The organism is Novosphingobium sp. GV079, from assembly GCF_003058045.1.
Lineage (GTDB): Bacteria > Pseudomonadota > Alphaproteobacteria > Sphingomonadales > Sphingomonadaceae > Novosphingobium > Novosphingobium capsulatum.
Genome location: NZ_QBUE01000010.1, coordinates 131,852 through 151,547 on the forward strand (window position 1 = coordinate 131,852; position 19,696 = coordinate 151,547).

Genomic DNA, 19,696 nt, shown 5'->3' on the forward strand with positions numbered 1-19,696 from the left:
ATGACGACCGATAGCCCCGTTGCCGCCCAGACGCTGTTCGCTGCCTATGCCGGCGTGATCGATGCCGCGCTCGATGCCCTTGTCGCCAAGGGCGCGCTGCCCGCCGGCCTGCCGCGCGGCGCCGTCACGTGCGAGCCGCCGCGCGATGCCGCGCATGGCGATCTGGCCACCAATGCGGCGATGGTCCTGGCCAAGCCCGCCGGCACCAACCCGCGCGCGCTGGCCGCGCTCCTGGTAGACGAACTGGCCGCCCATCCGCGTGTCGTCAGCGCCGAGATCGCCGGTCCGGGCTTCATCAACCTGCGCCTGGCCGATGCCGCGTGGACCGACGAGCTGGCCCTGATCGGCCAGGCCGCAAACAGCTATGGCCGCTCTACCCTGGGCGGTGGCAGCACGGTGAACGTCGAATATGTCTCGGCCAATCCCACCGGGCCGATGCACATGGGCCATTGCCGCGGCGCGGTGGTGGGCGATGCGCTTGCCGCCCTGCTCGAATTTGCCGGGCATAAGGTGATCAAGGAATATTACGTCAACGATGCCGGCGCGCAGGTCGATGTGCTCGCCCGCTCGGCGCACGTGCGCTATCGCGAGGCGCTGGGCGAAGATGTTGGCGGCATTCCCGAAGGCCTCTATCCGGGTGAATACCTGATCCCGCTGGGCCAGGCGCTCGCGGCCGAATTCGGCGATCGCTATGTCGCCGCGCCCGAAAGCGAATGGCTGGTGCTGTTCCGCCAAAAGGCGGTGGCCGCGATGCTGGTGATGATCAAGGAAGACCTCGCCAAGCTGGGCATCGTTCACGATCTCTTCTCGTCCGAGGCGGAACTGCAGGCCGCTGGCAAGCCCGAGGCGGCCGAAGCCTGGCTGCGCGCGCACGATCTGGTCTATGACGGCCATCTCGAAGCGCCCAAGGGCAAGACACCCGAAGACTGGGAACCGGTCGAACTGCCGCTGTTCCGCTCCACGCGGTTTGGCGATGACCAGGATCGGCCGATCAAGAAGTCTGACGGCAGTTGGACCTATTTCGGCGCAGACCTCGCCTATCACTTCCAGAAGGCGGAAACCGCCGACGCGCTGGTGGATATCTGGGGGGCAGACCATGCCGGCACGGTCAAGCGGATCAAGGCCGCCGTCGCCGCGCTGACCGGGGCAGAAGGCGCGAGCCCCAAGCCTTTCGAAGTCAAGCTGGTGCAGATGGTGCAGCTGCTGCGCGATGGCCAGCCGGTCAAGATGTCGAAGCGCGCGGGCAATTTCGTGACGCTGGCCGACGTGGTCGAGGAAGTGGGCAAGGACGTGGTGCGTTTCACCATGCTGACCCGTAAGCCCGATGCGCAGATGGACTTCGACTTTGCCAAGGTGGTGGAAGCCTCCAAGGACAACCCGGTGTTCTATGTGCAATATGCCCATGCCCGGATTTCCTCCACCCTGCGCAAGGGCGCCGAACTGGGCTGGGCGCCGAGCGCTGCCCATCTCGCGCTGCTGGGCCAGGAAGAACTCGCCGTGATCAAGCAGGCCGCGCAGTTCCCGCGCATGGTGGAAGGCGCCGCAGTTGCGCGCGAGCCGCATCGCATCGCGTTTTTCCTCTACGATCTGGCTGCCGCATTCCACGCCTATTGGAACGTGGGCAACGACAAGCCTGAAAAGCGCTTCATTGTGGCACAGGATCAAGCCCTGACCGAGGCGCGCCTTTTCCTGGCCGCGCAAATCGGGCAGGTATTGAAGAACGGGCTGGCCATCTTGGGGGTTGAGGCCGCGCAGGAGCTTTGAAGGCAATGGTGAACGGGGATCAGCACGACAACGCCGCATTGGGCGAACATGGCCAGGGCACCGGCGCGCAGGCGCTGGACCTGGGCAGCGAAGAACGCCTGCCCTGGCTGGAAAGCGCCGACGATGTCGATCTGGAAGAGGAAGGCCCCGACAACGGGCGCCTGATCGGCTTTGGCGTGCTGGCGCTGATCCTGCTCGCCGCGATCGTCGGGGCGATCTACTGGGCCACGCACCGCAACGCCGCCCCGGCCGCTGCCGATGGCAGCCTGATCGAGGCGAGCAAGGAACCCTACAAGGTTGCGCCCAAGGATCCGGGCGGCAAGACGTTCCAGGGCACTGGCGATTCCAGCTTCAAGGTCAGCGAAGGCGAACGCCCGACTGCGGCCCTTGCTGCCAAGGACGCGCCGGCGCCCGCGGCCAGCCCATCCGCCACGGCCAAGCCGGCAGACAAGCCCGCTGAAAAGGCCGCGCCCGCCGCTGCGCCGGTCAGCGGCGTGGGCGTGCAGGTTGGCGCGTTTTCGAGCCAGGCCCTGGCCGAAGCCGGGTGGAACAAGCTGGTCGTCGCGCATGAAAGCCTCAAGGGCGTCAGCCATCGCATCATCGCCGGCAAGGCCGATATCGGCACGGTCTATCGCCTTCAGGCCGTGCCCGGCGACGCGAGCGCTGCCAATTCGCTGTGCAACACGCTGCAGGGCGAAGGGGTGAAGTGCCAGGTCAAGCACTGATCTGCCTGACAGCCTGACCCCGGATGGCTTCATCCGGGGAATGCGGAAATGCGGATGGGGCGGCAAGGCCTGCGTGGCTTGTCAAAGGCACCGAATTGCGGGAAAGCTTCCCCGATGCTTCCAGCCATTTTCGGCCTTTCCGGCCCCGTTCTCACCGCCGACGAGCGCGCCTTTTTCCAGGACGCCGATCCTGCCGGCTACATCCTGTTCGGCCGCAATGTCGAATCGCGCGACCAGCTGCGAGAGTTGACCGATTCGCTGCGTGACCTGCACGGGCGCGACCGGCTGCTGATCTCGATCGACCAGGAAGGTGGCCGCGTCGCGCGGATGAAGCCGCCGGTCTGGGCTCCCTATCCCGCTGGCGAGGCGTTCGACCGGCTCTATGACGTGGCGCCCGCGAGCGCGATCGAGGCGGCGCGCGCCAATGCGCAAGCCTTGGGCATCGATCTGGCCGAAGCCGGCATCAGCGTGGATTGCCTGCCGCTGCTCGATGTGCGCCAGCCCGGCGCGCACGACGTGATCGGTGATCGCGCCCTGGGCAAGGAACCGCAGCGCGTGGCCGCGCTGGCCCGCGCCACGCTCGATGGCCTGGCGCGGGCCGGGGTGATGGGCGTGATCAAGCACATGCCCGGCCACGGCCGCGCCATGGCCGATAGCCACAAGGAACTGCCCACGGTCACTGCCGGGGAAGACGAACTGGCCGCCGATCTCGCCCCGTTCCAGGCCCTGTCTGGCGCCGCCATCGGCATGACCGGGCACATCCGCTTCACCGCGTGGGACGCCGATCTGCCGGCCACGCTGTCTCCGTTCATCATTGCCGAGGTCATCCGCCGCCGCATCGGCTTTGACGGGCTGCTGCTAACCGACGATCTCGACATGGCAGCGCTTGATGGCACTGTGCCGGAACGCGCGGCGCGGGCGCAGGCCGCCGGGTGCGATATCGCGCTCAACTGCTGGGCCAGGATGCCCGACATGATCGGCATCGCGCAATCCTTGGCGCCGATGAGCGCGCAGACTGCCGCGCGGCTGGACCGCGCCTTAGCGCCCACGGCACCGGTGGCCGTGCCGCGCGACGTGGCCTTGCAGGCAGAGCTTTTCGCCCGGCGCGACACGCTGCTGGCCTTGGCCTGATCCGGCATGGCCGAGGGGGCAGAGCCGCAGGACGACGCGCTGTGGGACGGGCTGCCTCCGGCCGTGGCGACGGGCGACGCGCTCTATCTCGATCTCGATGGCTGGGAAGGCCCACTCGATCTGCTGCTCGATCTGGCGCGGCGGCAAAAGGTTGATCTGCGGCGGATTTCGATCCTGGAACTGGTCGATCAATATCTTGGCTATATTGACCGGGCAGAGGCGCTGAAGCTGGAACTGGCGGCCGATTACCTGGTGATGGCCGCCTGGCTGGCCTATCTCAAATCGCTGCTGCTGCTGCCGCGCGACCCCGATATGCAGCCCAGCCCGGAAGAAATGGCGCTGCGCCTGCAACTGCGCCTGCAGCGGCTGGGCGCCATGCGCGAGGCGGGCGCCCGGCTGATGGCGCGCGATCGGCTGGGGCGCGACGTGTTCACGCGCGGCGCGCCGGAAGGGATTACCCTGGCCCGCCGGTCGCTGTGGCAGGCCGATCTGTTTGGCCTGATCCAGGCCTATGGCCAGATCCAGCACCGCAACCGGCCGGTGGTGCACATGGTGCGCGAGCGTCCGGTCATGACGCTGGACGCCGCGCTCGCCCGCATCTCCGCGCTGCTCGGCACCAGCCTGGAATGGCGCGATCTGCGCGCCTTCCTGCCGCCAATGGCGATCAACGGCGCGGCCGATCGGCAATTGGCGCGATCGGCCCTGGCGTCGAGTTTTCTGGCGGCGCTGGAACTGGCCAAGCAAGGGCGGGTGGAACTGGTGCAGGACGAATGCTTTGGCCCGCTGTTGATCCGGCCGCTGCAGGGCGCCAGGCCATGAGCGCGCCCGATGATCTGGTGCGCGCGGTGGAAGCCACGCTGTTTGCCGCGCAGGAACCCCTGCGTGCTGATGAGATTTCGCGCCATCTGGGCGGGGCAGATGTGCGCGCGGCGCTGGCCCTGCTGGCAGAGCACTATGCCCCGCGCGGGGTGCATCTGGTGGAGCGCGGCGGGCGCTGGCATTTCCAGACCGCGCCCGATCTGGCGCACCTGTTGCGGCGGGAAAAGGAAGAAGTGCGCCGCCTGTCTCGCGCGGCGACCGAAGCCCTGGCGATCATCGCCTATCACGAGCCGGTCAGCCGGGCCGAGATCGAGGCGATCCGCGGCGTGCAGACCGCCAAGGGCACGCTCGACGTGCTGATGGAAGCGGGCTGGGTGCGTATCGCCGGGCGGCGCGAAGTGCCGGGCCGCCCCACCATCTATGCCACCACGCCGCAGTTCCTCAGCCATTTCGGTCTTGCCAGCCGGGCAGATCTGCCCGGCATTGGCGAGTTGCGCGCCGCCGGCTTGCTCGATCCGGTGGACGAAGCCTATGCCGTGCTCACCGGCAACCGGGAGGAGGCCGGGCCAGAGGATGCCGACGCGCCAGACGAACCGGGCGAGGCGGACTAAACGACAAGAATCGGCTTTGCCCGCTGGCGAAGTGCGGGAACATCCCCTATCTGGGCAGGCAAAGGAGAATTTGAAATGGGTGGCCTTTCTCTACCGCACCTGATCATTCTGGCGCTGGTCGTGCTGATTTTGTTCGGGCGTGGCCGCATTTCTGAAATGATGGGCGATTTCGGCAAGGGTATCAAAAGCTTCAAGCAGGGCATGAACGAGGAAGCCAATCCTCCGGTTACGCCGCCGCCGGCCCAGATCCAGCAGACCCCGCCGGTTCCCCCCGTTGCGCCGCAAGCGCCGGTTCACCCCGCGCCGGTCCAGCAGCCGGGCGATCACCCGCAGGGGCCGCAGGCCTGATCGGCCCGATAACGCAGGGCTGACCATCGATGTTCGATATTGCGCCGTCCGAATTGCTGTTGGTCGTCATCGTGGCGATCGTGGTGATCGGGCCCAAGGATCTGCCGCTCGCACTGCGCACCGCCGGCCGTTGGATCGGCAAGATGCGCCGTGTTTCAAACCACTTTCGCGCCGGCATCGAAACCATGATCCGCGAGGCGGAACTGGCTGACATGGAAAAGAAGTGGCAGGAGCAGAACGCGCAGATCATGGCGCAAAGCGCGGCTGCGAGCGCGGCTGAAACGCCCCATGCCGCCACTGCCGAAGCGCCGGCACATCCGGTCGATCCGGTGCTTGCGCCCCATGCGCCGACCGATCCCGCGCCGCTTCCGCCGCCGCCTGAAAAGTTGCTGCCGGTGGAAAGCAGGGGCGAGCGTCCGCGCGGTCCGCAGCCGGCCGATGAAGACCATGCGGCAGTGGCGCCTGCCGTTCACCCCCACACCGAGCCGGGCCAACCGTGATCCAGATACGCGATATCGATGAAACCCAGGCCCCGCTGCTCGATCACCTGATCGAGCTGCGCACCCGCCTGTTGCGCTGTGTCTATGCCTTGGCGCTGACCTCGGCGATCAGCTACTACTTTGTCGACACCATCCTGGCGATCCTGGTCCATCCGCTCAGCCTGGCATTCCCGGCCGGGCATGGCCGGCTGATCTATACCAAGCTCTATTCGGCGTTCTTCGTGAACCTGAAAGTGGCGCTGTTTTCCGGTTTCCTGCTCAGCTTCCCGGTGGTGGCCAACCAGCTGTGGGCGTTTGTCGCGCCCGGGCTCTATGCCCGGGAAAAGCGTGCATTCCTGCCGTTCCTGATCGCCACGCCGATCCTGTTCGGCATGGGCGCCAGCTTGGCCTATTTCGTGGTCATGCCCACGGCGTTCAAATGGTTCGTCGGTTTCCAGGGCAACAAGGGTGGCCTGCAACTCGAAGCATTGCCGGGGATCGAGGAGTATCTCGCGCTGGTGATGCAGTTCATCCTGGCGTTCGGCGTCTCGTTCCTGCTGCCGGTGCTGCTCATGCTGCTCAACCGCGCGGGCATCGTCAGCCGCGATGCGCTGGTCAAGGCACGCCGCTATGTGATCGTGGGCATCGTCGCGCTGGCTGCGCTGATCACCCCGCCTGACGTGGTGTCGCAGCTGATGCTGGCGATCCCGCTGCTGATCCTGTTCGAAGGCACGCTGATCGTCATGCGCTTTGTCGAAAAGGCCGATGCCGAGGAAAAGGCCCGCATGGCGGCCGAAGAAGCCGCGGCTGAGGCGGCCCAGGCCGCGGCTGATGCCGCCGCTGCGGCCCAGCAGGCCAGCGGAAATCCCACGCAATTGCTGCCCTGACATGGCTATGCGGTGGGGGCCATCACTGGCCCCCACCGCCTGCGCAGTCTTGAGGGAAATTGCATGCGCGGCGGGATTTTTCCGCTGCCCGCATGGCCGTGCCCGGGTGCGAGGGGAGAACACCATCAAGGCTTGGCAACGCAGCGCCGGGATGAGGGGGGAACCCGGCGCCTTCCGCGTCGCGCCATCTAACGGCTCTCAGCCTTTTTGGTTTCCATCCTTTTTGGCCGCCCCGTTTTCGGCATCATCCGGCCATACCTTGCCGCCACCCACCCAGGTTTCGCGGACGCGGGTGTGGCGGATGGCATCGGGCGTGGCGGTCAGCGGATCGGTATCGACCAGGATGAAATCGGCGCGCAGGCCCGGTGCCAGGCGGCCAAAGCGACCTTCAGCAAAGCCGGCATAGGCGCCGCCGGTGGTATAGGCGGCCAGTGCCTGGGCCGGAGTCACCTTTTCCTGCGGCTGCCAGCCACCGGCGGGTTGGCCATCCGGGCCTTCGCGGCTGATCGCGGCGGCGATCCCGGCAAAGGGATCGGGCGCTTCCACCGGCGCATCCGAACCGAACGCGAGCCGCGCGCCTGCCTTGGCGATCGATTGCCAGGCATAGGCCCCGGCCAGCCGCTGCGGCCCAAGGCGCGCTTCGGCCATCACCCGATCAGACGTTTCATGCACCGGCTGCATCGACGCGATCACGCCATTGTGGCCGAACCGGGCGATATCGGCCGGATCGACGATCTGGGCATGTTCCACCCGCCAGCGGCGATCGCCTTTATAGGTGGCGGAAAGATCCTCGATGCTGGACAGCACGGCGGCATTGGCCGCGTCCCCGATGGCATGGACCGCCACCTGGAACCCGTCCATCGCCGCCCGGCTCATCAGGTTGCCAAGCTGGGTATCGGTCATGCGCGGCAACCCGCGCGTGTTGGGCGCATCGGCATAGGGCGCCTTGAGCCACGCCCCGCGCGAGCCGAGCGCGCCGTCCATGAACAGCTTGACCCCGCCCATACGCAGCCTGTCGGCATAGAGCCACGGCGTCGGCTCACCCCCGGCGATCAGGGCCATCTGCTCGGTGCCCATGGCATAGGCCATGATCCGCACATAGAGCTGGTTCTTGTCACCGGCGCGGCGGAAGGCCTGCCAGTCTTCGATGCTGGTGCCCATGTCGGCCACGGCCGTCACGCCGCGCTGGAACAGGATCGACTGCGCCTTGGCCAGCGCGGCATCGCGGTCGGCGGCGCGCGGCGCGGGCAGGCGCGGCGTCAACAGGCCCATCGCCGCATCGACCAGCACGCCCGCCGGCGTGCCATCGGGGCGGCGATCGATCGCCCCGCCATCGGGTGCTTTGGTGGCGGTGGTGATCCCGGCGGCCTTGAGCGCGGCGCTGTTGGCCCAGCCGGCGTGGCCATCGACCCGCTCCAGCCAGACCGGGCGATCGCCCACCACCGAATCGAGTTCGGCCGCAGTGGGATAGCGGCTGTGCCCGCTGCTGTCTTTCAGGCCCCATTGCTCCTGATTCCAGCCGCGCCCGGTGATCCAGGTGCGATCAGGATGCGCGGCAGCATAGGCGCGGATCGCGTCGAGCGCCTCGGCCAGCGTGCGCGTTGACGACAGATCGAGCGTAAGGGCGGCCAGGCCCAGTTCCATCACATGGACGTGCGCGTCGATCAGGCCGGGCAGAATCACCTGGCCCTTGCCATCGATGTGATAGCCAAAGCCCTTCTTGGGCAGCTTGTCGCCAGGGTGAAAGACCTGGCGGATCACGCCGGAGCGATCGAACAGCAGGCCGATGACCTGTTCGGGCTGGCCATCGGCGCCGATCGTTTCGCCATGGACATTGTCCACCAGCGTATCGGTGGATGGAGCCTGCGCGGCATGCACGGCAACCGGCAGGGCTGCGGCGGCAAGCAGGGCAGCGATGAGGGCGGGGCGGGCCGCCGGACGCAGGCTGATCATGCCGGCTTCTGGCCACGCAGCGGCAGGCGGCGAATCAGCGCGCTGGTATCCTGGCGGCCGGCGCCCAGGGCCTGCACTTCGGCATAGAACTGGTCGATCAGGGCGGTGGTGGGCACGCTGGCGCCCAGGCCGCGCGCTTCCTCGATCGCCAGGCCCAGGTCCTTGCGCATCCAGTCGACGGCAAAGCCGAAATCAAAGGAATCGGCGGCCATGGTGTCCCAGCGGTTGTCCATCTGCCACGATTGCGCGGCGCCGCCGGAAATCGCCTCGAACACCTTGGCAAGATCGAGATGCGCGGCCTGGGCAAAGCGCATGGCTTCGGAAAGGCCGGCGATCGTGGCGGCCAGGCACATCTGGTTGACCATCTTGGTGGTTTGCCCCGCGCCCGATTTGCCCACGTGGACCACGCGCTTGGCATAGGCCGACAGGATCGGCCGCGCTGCTGCGATCGCCTTGTCGCTGCCGCCGCACATGATCGACAGGGTGCCGCTTTCCGCGCCGGATTGGCCGCCGGTAACCGGCGCATCCACACACAGGATTTCCTTGTCGCGGCCTTCCACGGCAATCTGCCGGGCGATGCGCGCCGAAACCGTGGTGTGGTCGATCAGCACGGCGCCGGGGCGCAGCGTGGCAAAGGCGCCCTGCGGGCTGAGCACCACATCGGCGAGGTCATCATCGTTGCCCACGCAGGTGATCACCGCATCGGCGCCGTCGGCCGCTTCGGCCGGGCTGGCGGCAACGCGCGTGGCCAGGCCCGGATTGGCGGCCATCCAGACCTCGCGCCGGGCATCGCTGCGGTTGAAGATGGTCAGGCGGTGGCCGGCCTGGCCCAGATGGCGGGCGATCGGCCCGCCCATGGTGCCAAGGCCGATGCATGCGATGGTGAGTGGTTCGGTCATGCCCGCTGTTTAGCCGCTTTGCGCCGGTGTGCCAGCCCTCCCTTGGGGCGCATCGCGGGATGCGGAAACGGTTTCTTTGCTGCCCCCTTTGCATTAGGGGGTGGCTCACTATGGAAAACCTTGTCCACAAGCTCGCCCAACAGCCGGCGCATGCCCTGCTGTCCCTTGCCGACGTTCACGCGGCGGCCGGGCGAATTATGGGCAAGGTGGTGCGCACCCCTACGCTGCATAGCCAGACGCTGAGCCGGATCACCGGCGCAGAAATCTATCTCAAGTTCGAAAACCTGCAATTCACCGCCGCCTACAAGGAACGCGGCGCGCTCAATGCCCTTCTCCTGCTGACCGAAGAACAGCGTTCGCGCGGGGTGATCGCGGCCTCTGCCGGCAACCATGCCCAGGGCCTGTCGTATCACGGCACGCGGCTGGGTGTGCCGGTCACGATCGTGATGCCGCGCACCACGCCGGCGGTGAAGATCATGCAGACCGAAAGCGTGGGCGGCAACGTCGTGCTGGAAGGCGAAACGTTCGACGAAGCCTATGCTCATGCCCGCCTGCTGGAGGCGGAGCGCTGGCTCACGTTCGTGCATCCGTTCGATGATCCGGCCGTCGCGGCCGGGCAGGGCACCGTCGCGCTCGAAATGCTCACCGACGTTCCCGAGATCGACATGCTGGCCGTGCCGATCGGCGGGGGCGGGCTGCTGACCGGCATGGGCACGGCTGCGCGCGCGATGAAGCCGGGCATCGGCTTGGTCGGCGTCCAGGCAAAGCTGTTTCCCTCGATGTATGACAAGCTCAAGCACCAGAGCCTGCCGTGCGGCGGAGACACGCTGGCCGAAGGCATCGCGGTCAAGGAACCGGGGGCGTTCACCTCGGCCGTGCTGGCGACGCTGGTGGACGATATCGTCCTGGTCGATGAAGCCGCGCTCGAATCTGCAGTCGCGCTGCTGCTGCAGATCGAAAAGACCGTGGTCGAAGGGGCGGGCGCTGCTGGCCTGGCCGCCGTGATCGCCAACCGCGCCATGTTCGAAGGGCGCAAGGTGGGCATCGTGCTGACCGGCGGCAATATCGATACGCGCCTGCTGGCCAACGTGCTGCTGCGTGACCTCGCCCGCTCGGGCCGGCTCGGGCGGCTGCGCATCGTGCTGCAGGATCGTCCTGGCGCGCTCTACAGCGTGGTGGAGGAATTCAACCGCCACCAGGTCAACATCCTGGAAGTGTGGCACCAGCGCATCTTCACCTCGCTGCCGGCCAAGGGCCTGACCGCCGAGATCGAGTGCGAAGCGCGCAACCGCGAGCAGATCGATCTCCTGGTGCGCGCGCTGCGCAACCGTGGCTATGACGTGACCCAGGTGGAGCTGGCGTGACGCGCTGATCCGTTAACCCGTGCCGGGCAGGGTGTCCTGCCATGGCACGGGATCGCGCGGCGGCATGAATATCTCTCCGAATTGACCGAGCAGGCTTGTCGGCCGATCGGATTTCGTGGTTAACATGCTTTAACCCAGGGCCATGCCGGGGCACGGTGATGGGCACGACGCGCGCCGGATGGGCCGGCCAGCGACAAGGAACTGCTCTGGCTGTGACTGCGCCTGTCCGTTTTCCCCGCTTTTTCGTTACCAGCCCGGCGCCTTGCCCCTATCTGCCCGATCGGCAGGAGCGGAAGGTGTTTACCGAGCTGAAGGGGCCGGGCGCCGAAGAACTCAACGACGCGTTGAGCCGGATCGGTTTTCGTCGCAGCCAGACCGTGGCCTATCGTCCTTCATGCATTGAATGCACCGCGTGCGTTTCGGTGCGGGTGGTGGCGGGCACGTTCCGCCCTTCAGCCACGCAACGCCGCGATCTGCGCCGCAACGGCGATCTGGTTGTCACCGCATGCAAACCGTGGTCCACTGCGGAACAATTCGACCTCTTGCGGCGTTACCTCGCTGCCCGTCATCCGGGTGGCGGCATGGCGACCATGGACGAAATCGATTTCGCGGACATGGTGGAACATACGTCGGTGAAAAGTTATGTGATTGAATACAGGGAGCCCACTGCCGATGGCAGCCCGGGCAAACTGGTGGGGGCCTGCCTGACCGATCAGCAGGGTGATGGGCTCTCGATGGTCTACAGTTTTTACGATCCACATCACGAAACGCGCGGCGGGCTTGGAAACTTCATCATTCTCGATCACATCCTCCACGCACAGAGGATCGGCCTGCCCTACGTCTACCTCGGCTATTGGGTCGAGGGATCGGCCCGGATGCAGTACAAGGTTCGCTATCGCCCGATGGAGCGATTGGGCCGGGATGGCTGGCACGCCTTTGAGCCCGATGCCCAAGCCGACGCGATTGACCGTCTTGGCCGCAGCGATGGCGGCAATGCCATGCCGGCCAAGCCTGAACTGGCGTCCCAGCCGGTGGGCCATGGCGCGGCAAGGGTGGTCGGCACTGGCCTGGCCGAAGGTTTCCCTCCGCTCTGACATCTTCTGCCTGTCAGGCCTGGCGCGGGCTCTGGCCACGCTTGGGCTGGGCCTGGGTGCAACGCTCGGTCCGCTGCCGGCGCTGGGCCAGTCGCGCAACGCCGATACCGCGCTTGAGGCGCTGATCCCGGATTCGGCGATCGACAATCCGCAGGCCTGGGCCCGCGATACCGATGCGGCGCACACCACCGTGCCCGATGTTTCCACGCTGATCAGCCCCGATCCGCTGCCGGCCCTGCCGCCCATGCCGGGCATCACCCTGGAATGGCCGGACAAGGCCGATCTCCCCGCGATCGAGCCGCTGAGCCCCGATCCCGACATCGCCGATGCCCAGGAACAGGCCAAGGCCGCCGGCGTGGCGCTGGAAACCGATGATTCGGCGCAAGGGCTGCGCATCGCCAACGCAACGCTGGTGCATGTGGCCAACCAGGTGGAGCTGGCGTTCCCGCCTGATGCCACGCTGCCCGATCGCGATGCCATCGTTGCCCGCTTCAAGGGGCTGTCCGCGCTAGCCACGCTCAAGGACGATGAAGACAACCTGGCGCAGTTGACCCGGCGCGCCAAGAGTGACGCTGATCTGCTGCAACAGATACTGCGCGTCTATGGCTATTACGATCCCGACGTGATCCAGACGATCGAGCGCCCGACGACTACGCCCGTAGCGGCTGGAACGGCCGGCGCTACAACCGGTGCGGGTGCTGCCCCGGCCAAGGCGGAAACCGCTGAAGAGGCGCGGGCGCGGCGCCAGGCGAGCCTGGCCAAGGCCGTGGTACGGTTCGATATCCAGCCCGGCCCGCAATACCGTTTTGCCCATATCGCGCTGGGCGATATCCAGGCCGCCAGCGATGCCCAGGATCTGCGCGCCGCGTTCCACCTCAATGTTGGCGATCCGATCAATTCCGACAAGATCCTGACGGAAAAGGACAGCCTCAACAAGGAAATGGGCGAGCGCGGCTATGCCTTTGCCACGGTCGGCGAACCCGATCTGGTAATCGACCACGAACCGCGCACCGGCGATCTCAACCTGCCGGTTACCACTGGCGGCAAGTATCGCTTTGGCCACGTCAACAGCAACCTTCCGACCTATCTCAGCTCTCGCCACCTGGAACGCATCGCCCGCTTCCGCCCCGGCGACATGTACCAGCGCAGCGACATGGACGACCTGCGCGAGGGCATCCTTGCCACCAGCCTGGTGTCCACCGCCACGGTCAAGGCCCGCGAAGTGACCCCGCCCACCAATGGCCAGCCGGGCGTGGTCGACGTGGATGTTGACCTGACCAAGGCGCCGCAGCGCACGCTCGCGGGCCTGATCGGCTATTCCAGCGGCGAAGGCGCGCGGCTGGAAGGCAGCTGGGAACACCGCAACTTCTTCCCGCCCGAAGGGATGATCCGTTTCCGCGGCGTGCTCGGCACCCAGGAGCAGCTCGCCGGCTTCACGTTCCGCCGCAACAATTTCCACGAGCGTGACCAGGTTCTGACGGCCGATCTCTATGCCCAGACGATCCAGGTCCGCGCCTATGACGCCAATACGCTGTCGGCCACGGCCAGCCTGGAAAAACAATCCACGCTGATCTTCCAGAAACCGTGGACCTATTCGTTCGGCATCCAGCTGATCGGCACGCAGGAAACCACCAGCACCACGCCGCGCACCACCTATTTCATCGCTGCGCTGCCTTTGCGCGGCGCCTATGATGCCAGCGACAATCTGCTCGATCCCACCAAGGGCTGGCGCCTGTCGCTGCGTGTTTCGCCGGAACTTTCCACCACCGATGGCACCAAGTCTAGCTATGTCAAAACCCAGATCGACGCGAGCGTGTACCAGCACATCAGCAGCCGGGTGATCCTGGCGGCACGCACCCGGCTTGGCGCCATCGTCGGCACACAGGTTGACAACATCGCGCCGTCGCGGCGGTTCTACGCCGGTGGTGGCGCATCCGTGCGCGGCTATTCCTATCAGCGGGTGGGGCCGCTCGATGCCACCGGAGAGCCGACCGGCGGCCGCTCGCTCACTGAATTCTCGCTGGAAGCGCGGGTCAAGACCGGGCTGTTCGGTGGGGCCGTGGGCCTGGTGCCGTTCGTTGATGCTGGCACGGTGGGCACCAATGCCACGCCCACGCTCTCGGGCATGCGCCTGGGCGCCGGGTTGGGCCTGCGTTATCAGACCAACTTCGGCCCGATCCGTATCGACGTGGGCACGCCCATCAATCCGCGCCCGGGCGACAGCCGCCTGGGGGTCTATATCGCGCTGGGGCAAGCTTTCTGATGGTGCAGGAAACGGAAGATACCGGCGCGGCCGGCGCACCCGCGCCTGCCCCTGTTCCGGCCCGCGCCACGCCGCGCCAGCCCGGCTTTGCCGCCCGCTGGGCCCGGCGACTGGCCACGGGCCTGCTGCTTCTGGCAGCGGGCCTTGGCGTGCTGTTCCTGATCCTCGATTCGGCGATCGGGCATCGCTTCGTCATCGATCGCATTGCCCAGGTCACGCCGGGATCGGGCCTGCGCGTCAAGATCGGGCGGATCGATGGCTCGCTGTTCGGCGCCTCCACCCTGCGCGATGTGGTGATTAGCGATCCGCACGGCCGCTTCATGACCGTGCCCGAGGTGGAGCTGGACTGGCGCCCGCTGTCTTGGCTGCACAGCGGCCTCGATATCCGCACGCTGGTGTTCCACCACGGCACGTTGTGGCGCACGCCCAAGATGAACCCGGGCGATCCCAACGCGCCGATCCTGCCCGATTTCAACATCCGCATCGATCGCTTTGCGCTGGACGACCTGACGATCGCCAAGGGCATTGTCGGCGATCGCCGCCACATCGACGTGCAGGCGCGCGCCGATATCCGCAACGGTCGCGCGCTGGTCGATGTGACCGGCAAGCTGGGCGGGCGCGATCGCCTGGTGCTGCATCTCGATAGCCAGCCGGATCGTGATCGCTTCGAACTGGGTGGCATCTATGATGCGCCGCGCGATGGCCTGCTGGCCGGGCTTTCCGGCCTGCGCCGCGATGTGCACCTGCGCGTGGCCGGGCGCGGCAGCTTTGCCGATTGGCACGGGTTTGGCTGGGCGCAGCAGGATGGCAAGACCATGGCGGCCTTCCTGCTCGACAATCGCAGTGGCACCTATCGCCTGGCTGGCCAGCTGTTTCCGGCTGACCTGCTCAAGGGCAGCGCAGCGGCTGCGGCCGGTGGCAAGGTTTCGCTGCTCTATCAAGGCAACTTTGCGCAAAGCCACGCGCAGGGCACGGCTTTTGCCGTCACGCCCACGCTGCGTGCGATGGCCCAGGGCGGCCTTGATCTGGCCAACAATCGCGCCGAAGCGATCGCGGTCAAGGCGCAAGTCCTGCGCCCGGAAAAGCTGCTGGCCAATCCGCAAGCCGATGGCGTGGCGCTCACCGGCACGCTTGATGGCGCATTCACCGATCTGTCGTTCCAGCACGTCCTGACGATCCGCAATCTGCGCTCTGGCCAGATCACTGCACAGGGCCTGCGTACCGCCGGCACCGCGCGTTGGGATGGTAAAGCACTGGTCCTGCCGCTCGATGTAACGGCGCAGGTTCTGCGCAGCGGTCAGGCCATGGTCGATCAGCATCTGTCGGGCGCGCGCCTGCAGGGCAGCCTGGTCTTGCGCGGCAATGCGCTCTCGGCCGATCCGCTGGCGCTGCATCTCAAGGGCCTCGATGCGCGGCTGACGCTGCGCGGCGATATCGCCCGCGGCGGCTATGCCCTGGCCGGGCCGATCGTGGCGCGCGGCTTTGCCGTGCCCGATGTCGGCATGCTCGATGGCACGGCCAAGGTCTTGATCAAGGTGGGTGACAACCTGCCATGGTCGATCCAGGCCAATGCCGCCGGGCGCCTCTCGCGCCTCAGCAACGCCACGCTGGCCAATCTCGCCGGTGGTGACGTGCGCTTTACCGGCAGCGCGCGGATGGGTGGCAATATCCCGCTCACGCTGCGCAAGGTTGCGGTCAATGCGCCCAAGCTCACCCTGACCATCGATGGCCAGGTTGGCCAGGACGGCACCGCCAGCGTGGTCGGCCAGGGCCGCTCCACCGATTACGGCCCGTTCACCGTCGACGCGCGCATGGCCAAGGATGGCCCGCATGCGGAACTGGTCTTTGCCAGCCCGCTGCCGGCGGCCGGCCTCAAAGACGTGCGCGTGGGCATCAGTCCGATCGCCGATGGCCTGGGCATTACCGCGCAAGGCCAATCGCGCCTGGGGCCGTTCAACGGCTCGATGGGGCTGTTCTCGCCCAAGGGCGGGCCCACCCGGTTGCAGATCCAGTTCCTGCGCGTGTGGCAAACCGACGTGACCGGCGGCGTCACGCTGGGCAGGGGTGGGGTAACCGGCGATCTCGCGCTCAAGGGCGGGGGGCTTGACGGCACGATCCACCTCGCACCGCAAGATGGCGGGCAGATGGTCAAGGCGCTGATCCTGGCGCGCAACGCCAGGTTTGGGGGCGACACGCCGCTTGCCATCGGCAATGCCAAGATCGACGTGGACGGCCTGTTCGCCAAGGGCAACAGCACGCTGACTGCCAACGTCACGGCGCAGGGGCTTGCGGCGGGCAAGGTGTTCATCGGCCGGATGGCGGCCAGCGCCGCGCTGGTCAACGGCTCGGGCAGCGTCACCGCGTCGATTGCCGGGCGCCGCGGCACGCAATTCGCGCTGCAGGGCACCGCCGCGTTCGAGCCGGACAAGATCGTCGCCTATGTTGCCGGCAACTATGCCGGCCGCACGGTCGACATGCCACGCCGCATGGTGATGGAGCGCGAGGGGGAGGGCTGGAAGCTCAATCCTACGCAAGTCACTTTCGGCCGCGGCATCGTCATCGCCGAAGGCCATGTGCTGGGCGGGCCGACCAAGATCGACCTCAAGGTCGCGCGGATGCCGCTGTCGGTGCTGGATATCGCCGTGGCCGATCTTGGCCTGGGTGGGCTGGCATCGGGCCTGATCGATTACAGCGACGATGGCACCGGCGCGCCGCAAGGGCACGTGGCGATCCAGGTGCGCAATTTCTCGCGCTCTGGCCTGGTGCTGACCTCACAACCGGTGGATCTCTATCTGGTGGGCCAGCTTGACGCTGCGTCGTTGCAGACGCGCGCGGTGGTCAAGGACCAGGGCGCAGTGCGCGGGCGCTTGCAGACGGCGATTGCCGATCTGCCGCGTGGCGGCACCCTGGCCGAACGCCTGCGCGGCGGGAAGCTCAACGCCCAGGTGCGCTACAGCGGGCCGGCCGAATCGCTCTGGCGATTGGCGGGGGTGGAAGCGTTCGACTTTACCGGCCCCTTGGGCGCGACTGCCAACATTACCGGCACGATCGATGCCCCGGTGATGTCCGGCGCGCTGGCGGCCAAGGGCTTGCGCGTGCGCTCTTCGCTGATCGGGGCCGATATCCAGAATGTCGAGGCTGCGGGCAGCTTCGATGCCTCTCACCTGGCGTTGCAGCACTTTGCCGGCACTACCAGCAATGGGGGCAAGGTGGAAGGCAGTGGCACGATCGACCTCTCGACCATCGCCACCAAGGGCGTGGGCATCGACCTGCGCCTGGCGGCCAGCAACGCTCAGTTGATCCGGCGCGACGATATGTCGGCCACGGTCACCGGGCCGTTGCGGGTGATCAGCACCGGCAATGGCGGTACCATTGCCGGGCGCGTGCGGATTGACCAGGCCAGCTGGGCGCTGGGCAAGGCCAGCGCGGCGGCCGATCTGCCGACGATCAAGACGCGTGAAATCAATGCCCCGGCCGATGCCGCGCCGGCCAAGGTGCCTTCGGCGCCATGGCAGTTCATGATCGATGCCGTCGCCGCCAATCGCGTGGCGGTGCGCGGCATGGGCCTCGACAGCGAATGGGGCGCCGACATTCACTTGCGCGGCACCACTGCCGCGCCCGAGATCACCGGCACCGCCGAAGTGATCCGGGGGGCCTATGAATTTGCTGGCAAGCGCTTTGACCTGACGCGCGGCAAGATCCGCTTTACCGGCTCCACGCCGATCGATCCGCAGCTCGATATCGTCGCCACGGGCGATGCCAACGGGGTGACGGCCACGATCAGCATCACCGGCACGGCGGCGCATACCTCCATCGCGTTCAGCTCAACCCCGGCGCTGCCCGAGGAAGAATTGCTCAGCCGCTTGCTGTTCGGCACGTCGATCACCCAGATTTCCGCGCCAGAAGCGGTGCAGCTGGCCTCGGCGCTGGCCAGCCTGCGCGGCGGCGGGGGCGGCGATCCGATCAACAAGGTGCGCAGCGCCATCGGGCTCGATCGCCTGCGCATCGTGGGGGCTGATGCCACCACCGGGCGCGGCACGTCGATCGCGGTGGGCAAGTACCTGGGCCGCCGGTTCTATCTGGAACTGGTGACCGACGGACGCGGCTACAACGCCACCTCGATCGAATTCCGCATCACCCGCTGGCTTGCCCTGCTCGCCACGATCTCCACGATCGGGGACGAACAGATCAGCGTCAAAGCGAGCAAGGACTATTGAGGCGAAGGTCCGGCGCCCGCGCATGTGGGCGCCGGACCACCGGCTTCACGGTAAAGGAGATGGTGCCGAGTGCTCAGCGCGTGATGGCGGCGGGGCGCAGGCGGCGGGTGGCAATGCCCTGGACCCAGGCCAGCAAGGCTAAGCGCTTGCGCACCAGCACATAGGCCGCCCCAGCTACGGCGGCGCCCACCACCATGTCGACCAGGTAATGCGATCCCTCGATCGGGGTGGCGGCCAGCAGCACGAGGTTGAGCGGCACGATCAGCGGGCGCAGGTGCGCGATCCGCCAGGAAAAGGTGATGAACAGCAGGCCGCACACAGTGTGGAAGCTGGGCGCGGATACTAGGCCAGTGACCGAAGACAGCTCGATTCCGGCCAGGCGATGGGCGCGCAGGGCGGCGATCACCGTGCCCTGGTCCAGCCCGTTGCTGGGGGCATAGGGCACCGCGCCGTGCCACAGGTGCGATAGCGCGCCACGTGCCGGGAACAGCGGAAACAGCACCAGCGTGATGACCGCAGCCAGCCAGAAGGTGAGCAGGAACTCGCGCGCCTTGTCGCGTTCCCCCTTCCAGCTGTGCCAGATCAGAATGGCCCAGGGGTACAGGAACACGGCGTTATAGGCCGCCGATCCGGTATATTGCAGCACCGGATGGCGCACCACCAGGGCGTAGAGGCCGAGCCAGTCGAAATGCAGTGCCTCGTCCCAGCGTTGCAGGGCATCGTCACAGAACCCGCGTGAAATCGCTGCCACCTGATAGCTGGCCACCGCGCCAAGCACGCCGATCGCGATCAGGATCAGGCCATATTCGCTGAGGTTGCGCAGCCGGGCCTGCAACGGCGTGGTGGCGCGGGCACAGTGGCGCCAGGTGGCCAAGAACAGGGCGACAATCAGGGCCAGCACCGCGAAGGACGGGCTCGCCACCACGACTGGAAGGCGATTGCCCACCATCATGGCCATGACGACCAGCGCCGAACCGCCGACCAGTGCCCACAGGCAGCGATCGACCGGCGGCGCGGCGCGTACGGGCGCCAACGATGTTTCAGGCGTCATCGGCTGGAAAGGGTGGGCCGTGCCGCTGGGTGGTGGAACGGGCATCGGGCGCGGCCGCGAAGGACCAGGGTGTGGTGGCGGCGCAAGAGAC

The 19,696-nt window shown here is 67.0% G+C and carries 15 protein-coding genes; 12 read left to right on the forward strand and 3 right to left on the reverse strand.

The window, feature by feature from the left end; all coding sequences use genetic code 11:
* The 8 genes from argS to tatC all read left to right on the forward strand — a co-directional run bounded on the left by argS (nucleotide 1) and on the right by tatC (nucleotide 6,764).
* Nucleotides 1-1,764: an arginine--tRNA ligase gene (gene argS, locus C8K14_RS14170; protein WP_107717115.1), complete on the forward strand. Its 1,764-nt coding sequence runs from the start codon at nucleotides 1-3 to the stop codon at nucleotides 1,762-1,764.
* Nucleotides 1,765-1,769: 5 nt separating this feature from the next.
* Nucleotides 1,770-2,489: an SPOR domain-containing protein gene (locus tag C8K14_RS14175; RefSeq protein WP_107717116.1), complete on the forward strand. Its 720-nt coding sequence runs from the start codon at nucleotides 1,770-1,772 to the stop codon at nucleotides 2,487-2,489.
* A gap of 114 nt (nucleotides 2,490-2,603) precedes the next feature.
* Nucleotides 2,604-3,620 (forward strand): beta-N-acetylhexosaminidase, encoded by a 1,017-nt coding sequence (gene nagZ / locus C8K14_RS14180; protein WP_107717117.1) that lies wholly within the window; start codon nucleotides 2,604-2,606, stop codon nucleotides 3,618-3,620.
* Between the two features lie 6 nt (nucleotides 3,621-3,626).
* Nucleotides 3,627-4,439 (forward strand): ScpA family protein, encoded by an 813-nt coding sequence (locus C8K14_RS14185; protein ID WP_107717118.1) that lies wholly within the window; start codon nucleotides 3,627-3,629, stop codon nucleotides 4,437-4,439.
* Nucleotides 4,436-5,050 (forward strand): SMC-Scp complex subunit ScpB, encoded by a 615-nt coding sequence (gene scpB, locus C8K14_RS14190; protein WP_107717170.1) that lies wholly within the window; start codon nucleotides 4,436-4,438, stop codon nucleotides 5,048-5,050. The genes C8K14_RS14185 and scpB overlap by 4 nt, the downstream gene beginning before the upstream one ends.
* A 75-nt stretch (nucleotides 5,051-5,125) precedes the next feature.
* Entirely contained in the window at nucleotides 5,126-5,398 is a 273-nt protein-coding gene (locus C8K14_RS14195; protein WP_022676853.1) for a Sec-independent protein translocase subunit TatA, read from the forward strand.
* 29 nt (nucleotides 5,399-5,427) lie between these two features.
* Nucleotides 5,428-5,898 (forward strand): Sec-independent protein translocase protein TatB, encoded by a 471-nt coding sequence (tatB, locus tag C8K14_RS14200; protein ID WP_107717119.1) that lies wholly within the window; start codon nucleotides 5,428-5,430, stop codon nucleotides 5,896-5,898.
* The gene (tatC, locus tag C8K14_RS14205) at nucleotides 5,895-6,764 is read left to right on the forward strand and encodes a twin-arginine translocase subunit TatC (RefSeq protein ID WP_107717120.1); all 870 of its coding nucleotides are present in this window, start codon (nucleotides 5,895-5,897) and stop codon (nucleotides 6,762-6,764) included. Before tatB ends, tatC begins: the two co-directional genes overlap by 4 nt.
* A gap of 198 nt (nucleotides 6,765-6,962) precedes the next feature.
* Here tatC and C8K14_RS14210 read toward each other — a convergent pair whose 3' ends face one another.
* Together C8K14_RS14210 and C8K14_RS14215 are read right to left on the reverse strand one after the other, a co-directional pair.
* Entirely contained in the window at nucleotides 6,963-8,717 is a 1,755-nt protein-coding gene (locus C8K14_RS14210) for an amidohydrolase (protein ID WP_107717121.1), read from the reverse strand.
* Entirely contained in the window at nucleotides 8,714-9,616 is a 903-nt protein-coding gene (locus tag C8K14_RS14215; protein ID WP_107717122.1) for an NAD(P)-dependent oxidoreductase, read from the reverse strand. Before C8K14_RS14215 ends, C8K14_RS14210 begins: the two co-directional genes overlap by 4 nt.
* A gap of 110 nt (nucleotides 9,617-9,726) precedes the next feature.
* Here C8K14_RS14215 and C8K14_RS14220 point away from each other — a divergent pair, with 110 nt between their 5' ends.
* The 4 genes from C8K14_RS14220 to C8K14_RS14235 all read left to right on the forward strand — a co-directional run bounded on the left by C8K14_RS14220 (nucleotide 9,727) and on the right by C8K14_RS14235 (nucleotide 18,554).
* On the forward strand, nucleotides 9,727-10,980 hold the full coding sequence (locus C8K14_RS14220; RefSeq protein WP_107717123.1) for a threonine ammonia-lyase: 1,254 nt from the start codon (nucleotides 9,727-9,729) through the stop codon (nucleotides 10,978-10,980).
* A 212-nt stretch (nucleotides 10,981-11,192) separates the two neighbouring features.
* Nucleotides 11,193-12,074 carry an arginyltransferase gene (locus C8K14_RS14225; RefSeq protein WP_107717171.1) on the forward strand — a complete coding sequence of 294 codons (882 nt, stop codon included), beginning with the start codon at nucleotides 11,193-11,195 and terminating at the stop codon, nucleotides 12,072-12,074.
* On the forward strand, nucleotides 12,019-14,337 hold the full coding sequence (locus C8K14_RS14230) for an autotransporter assembly complex family protein (RefSeq protein WP_107717124.1): 2,319 nt from the start codon (nucleotides 12,019-12,021) through the stop codon (nucleotides 14,335-14,337). The genes C8K14_RS14225 and C8K14_RS14230 overlap by 56 nt, the downstream gene beginning before the upstream one ends.
* Nucleotides 14,337-18,554, forward strand: coding sequence for a translocation/assembly module TamB domain-containing protein (locus C8K14_RS14235; RefSeq protein WP_107717125.1), 4,218 nt, complete (start codon nucleotides 14,337-14,339; stop codon nucleotides 18,552-18,554). Before C8K14_RS14230 ends, C8K14_RS14235 begins: the two co-directional genes overlap by 1 nt.
* Before the next feature lie 73 nt (nucleotides 18,555-18,627).
* Here C8K14_RS14235 and C8K14_RS14240 read toward each other — a convergent pair whose 3' ends face one another.
* Nucleotides 18,628-19,605, reverse strand: coding sequence for a phosphatase PAP2 family protein (locus C8K14_RS14240; protein WP_051146435.1), 978 nt, complete (start codon nucleotides 19,603-19,605; stop codon nucleotides 18,628-18,630).
* Nucleotides 19,606-19,696: the final 91 nt, after the last annotated feature.

What these genes read in the sequence shown, in the direction of transcription:
- C8K14_RS14210 (WP_107717121.1), bottom strand. Translation starts at nt 8,717, where the DNA reads ATGATCAGCCTGCGTCCGGCGGCCCGCCCCGCCCTCATCGCTGCCCTG.
- tatB (WP_107717119.1), top strand. Translation starts at nt 5,428, where the DNA reads ATGTTCGATATTGCGCCGTCCGAATTGCTGTTGGTCGTCATCGTGGCG.
- C8K14_RS14215 (WP_107717122.1), bottom strand. Translation starts at nt 9,616, where the DNA reads ATGACCGAACCACTCACCATCGCATGCATCGGCCTTGGCACCATGGGC.
- C8K14_RS14175 (WP_107717116.1), top strand. Translation starts at nt 1,770, where the DNA reads ATGGTGAACGGGGATCAGCACGACAACGCCGCATTGGGCGAACATGGC.
- C8K14_RS14220 (WP_107717123.1), top strand. Translation starts at nt 9,727, where the DNA reads ATGGAAAACCTTGTCCACAAGCTCGCCCAACAGCCGGCGCATGCCCTG.
- C8K14_RS14235 (WP_107717125.1), top strand. Translation starts at nt 14,337, where the DNA reads ATGGTGCAGGAAACGGAAGATACCGGCGCGGCCGGCGCACCCGCGCCT.
- scpB (WP_107717170.1), top strand. Translation starts at nt 4,436, where the DNA reads ATGAGCGCGCCCGATGATCTGGTGCGCGCGGTGGAAGCCACGCTGTTT.
- nagZ (WP_107717117.1), top strand. Translation starts at nt 2,604, where the DNA reads ATGCTTCCAGCCATTTTCGGCCTTTCCGGCCCCGTTCTCACCGCCGAC.
- C8K14_RS14230 (WP_107717124.1), top strand. Translation starts at nt 12,019, where the DNA reads ATGGCGCGGCAAGGGTGGTCGGCACTGGCCTGGCCGAAGGTTTCCCTC.
- C8K14_RS14240 (WP_051146435.1), bottom strand. Translation starts at nt 19,605, where the DNA reads ATGACGCCTGAAACATCGTTGGCGCCCGTACGCGCCGCGCCGCCGGTC.
- C8K14_RS14185 (WP_107717118.1), top strand. Translation starts at nt 3,627, where the DNA reads ATGGCCGAGGGGGCAGAGCCGCAGGACGACGCGCTGTGGGACGGGCTG.
- argS (WP_107717115.1), top strand. Translation starts at nt 1, where the DNA reads ATGACGACCGATAGCCCCGTTGCCGCCCAGACGCTGTTCGCTGCCTAT.
- C8K14_RS14195 (WP_022676853.1), top strand. Translation starts at nt 5,126, where the DNA reads ATGGGTGGCCTTTCTCTACCGCACCTGATCATTCTGGCGCTGGTCGTG.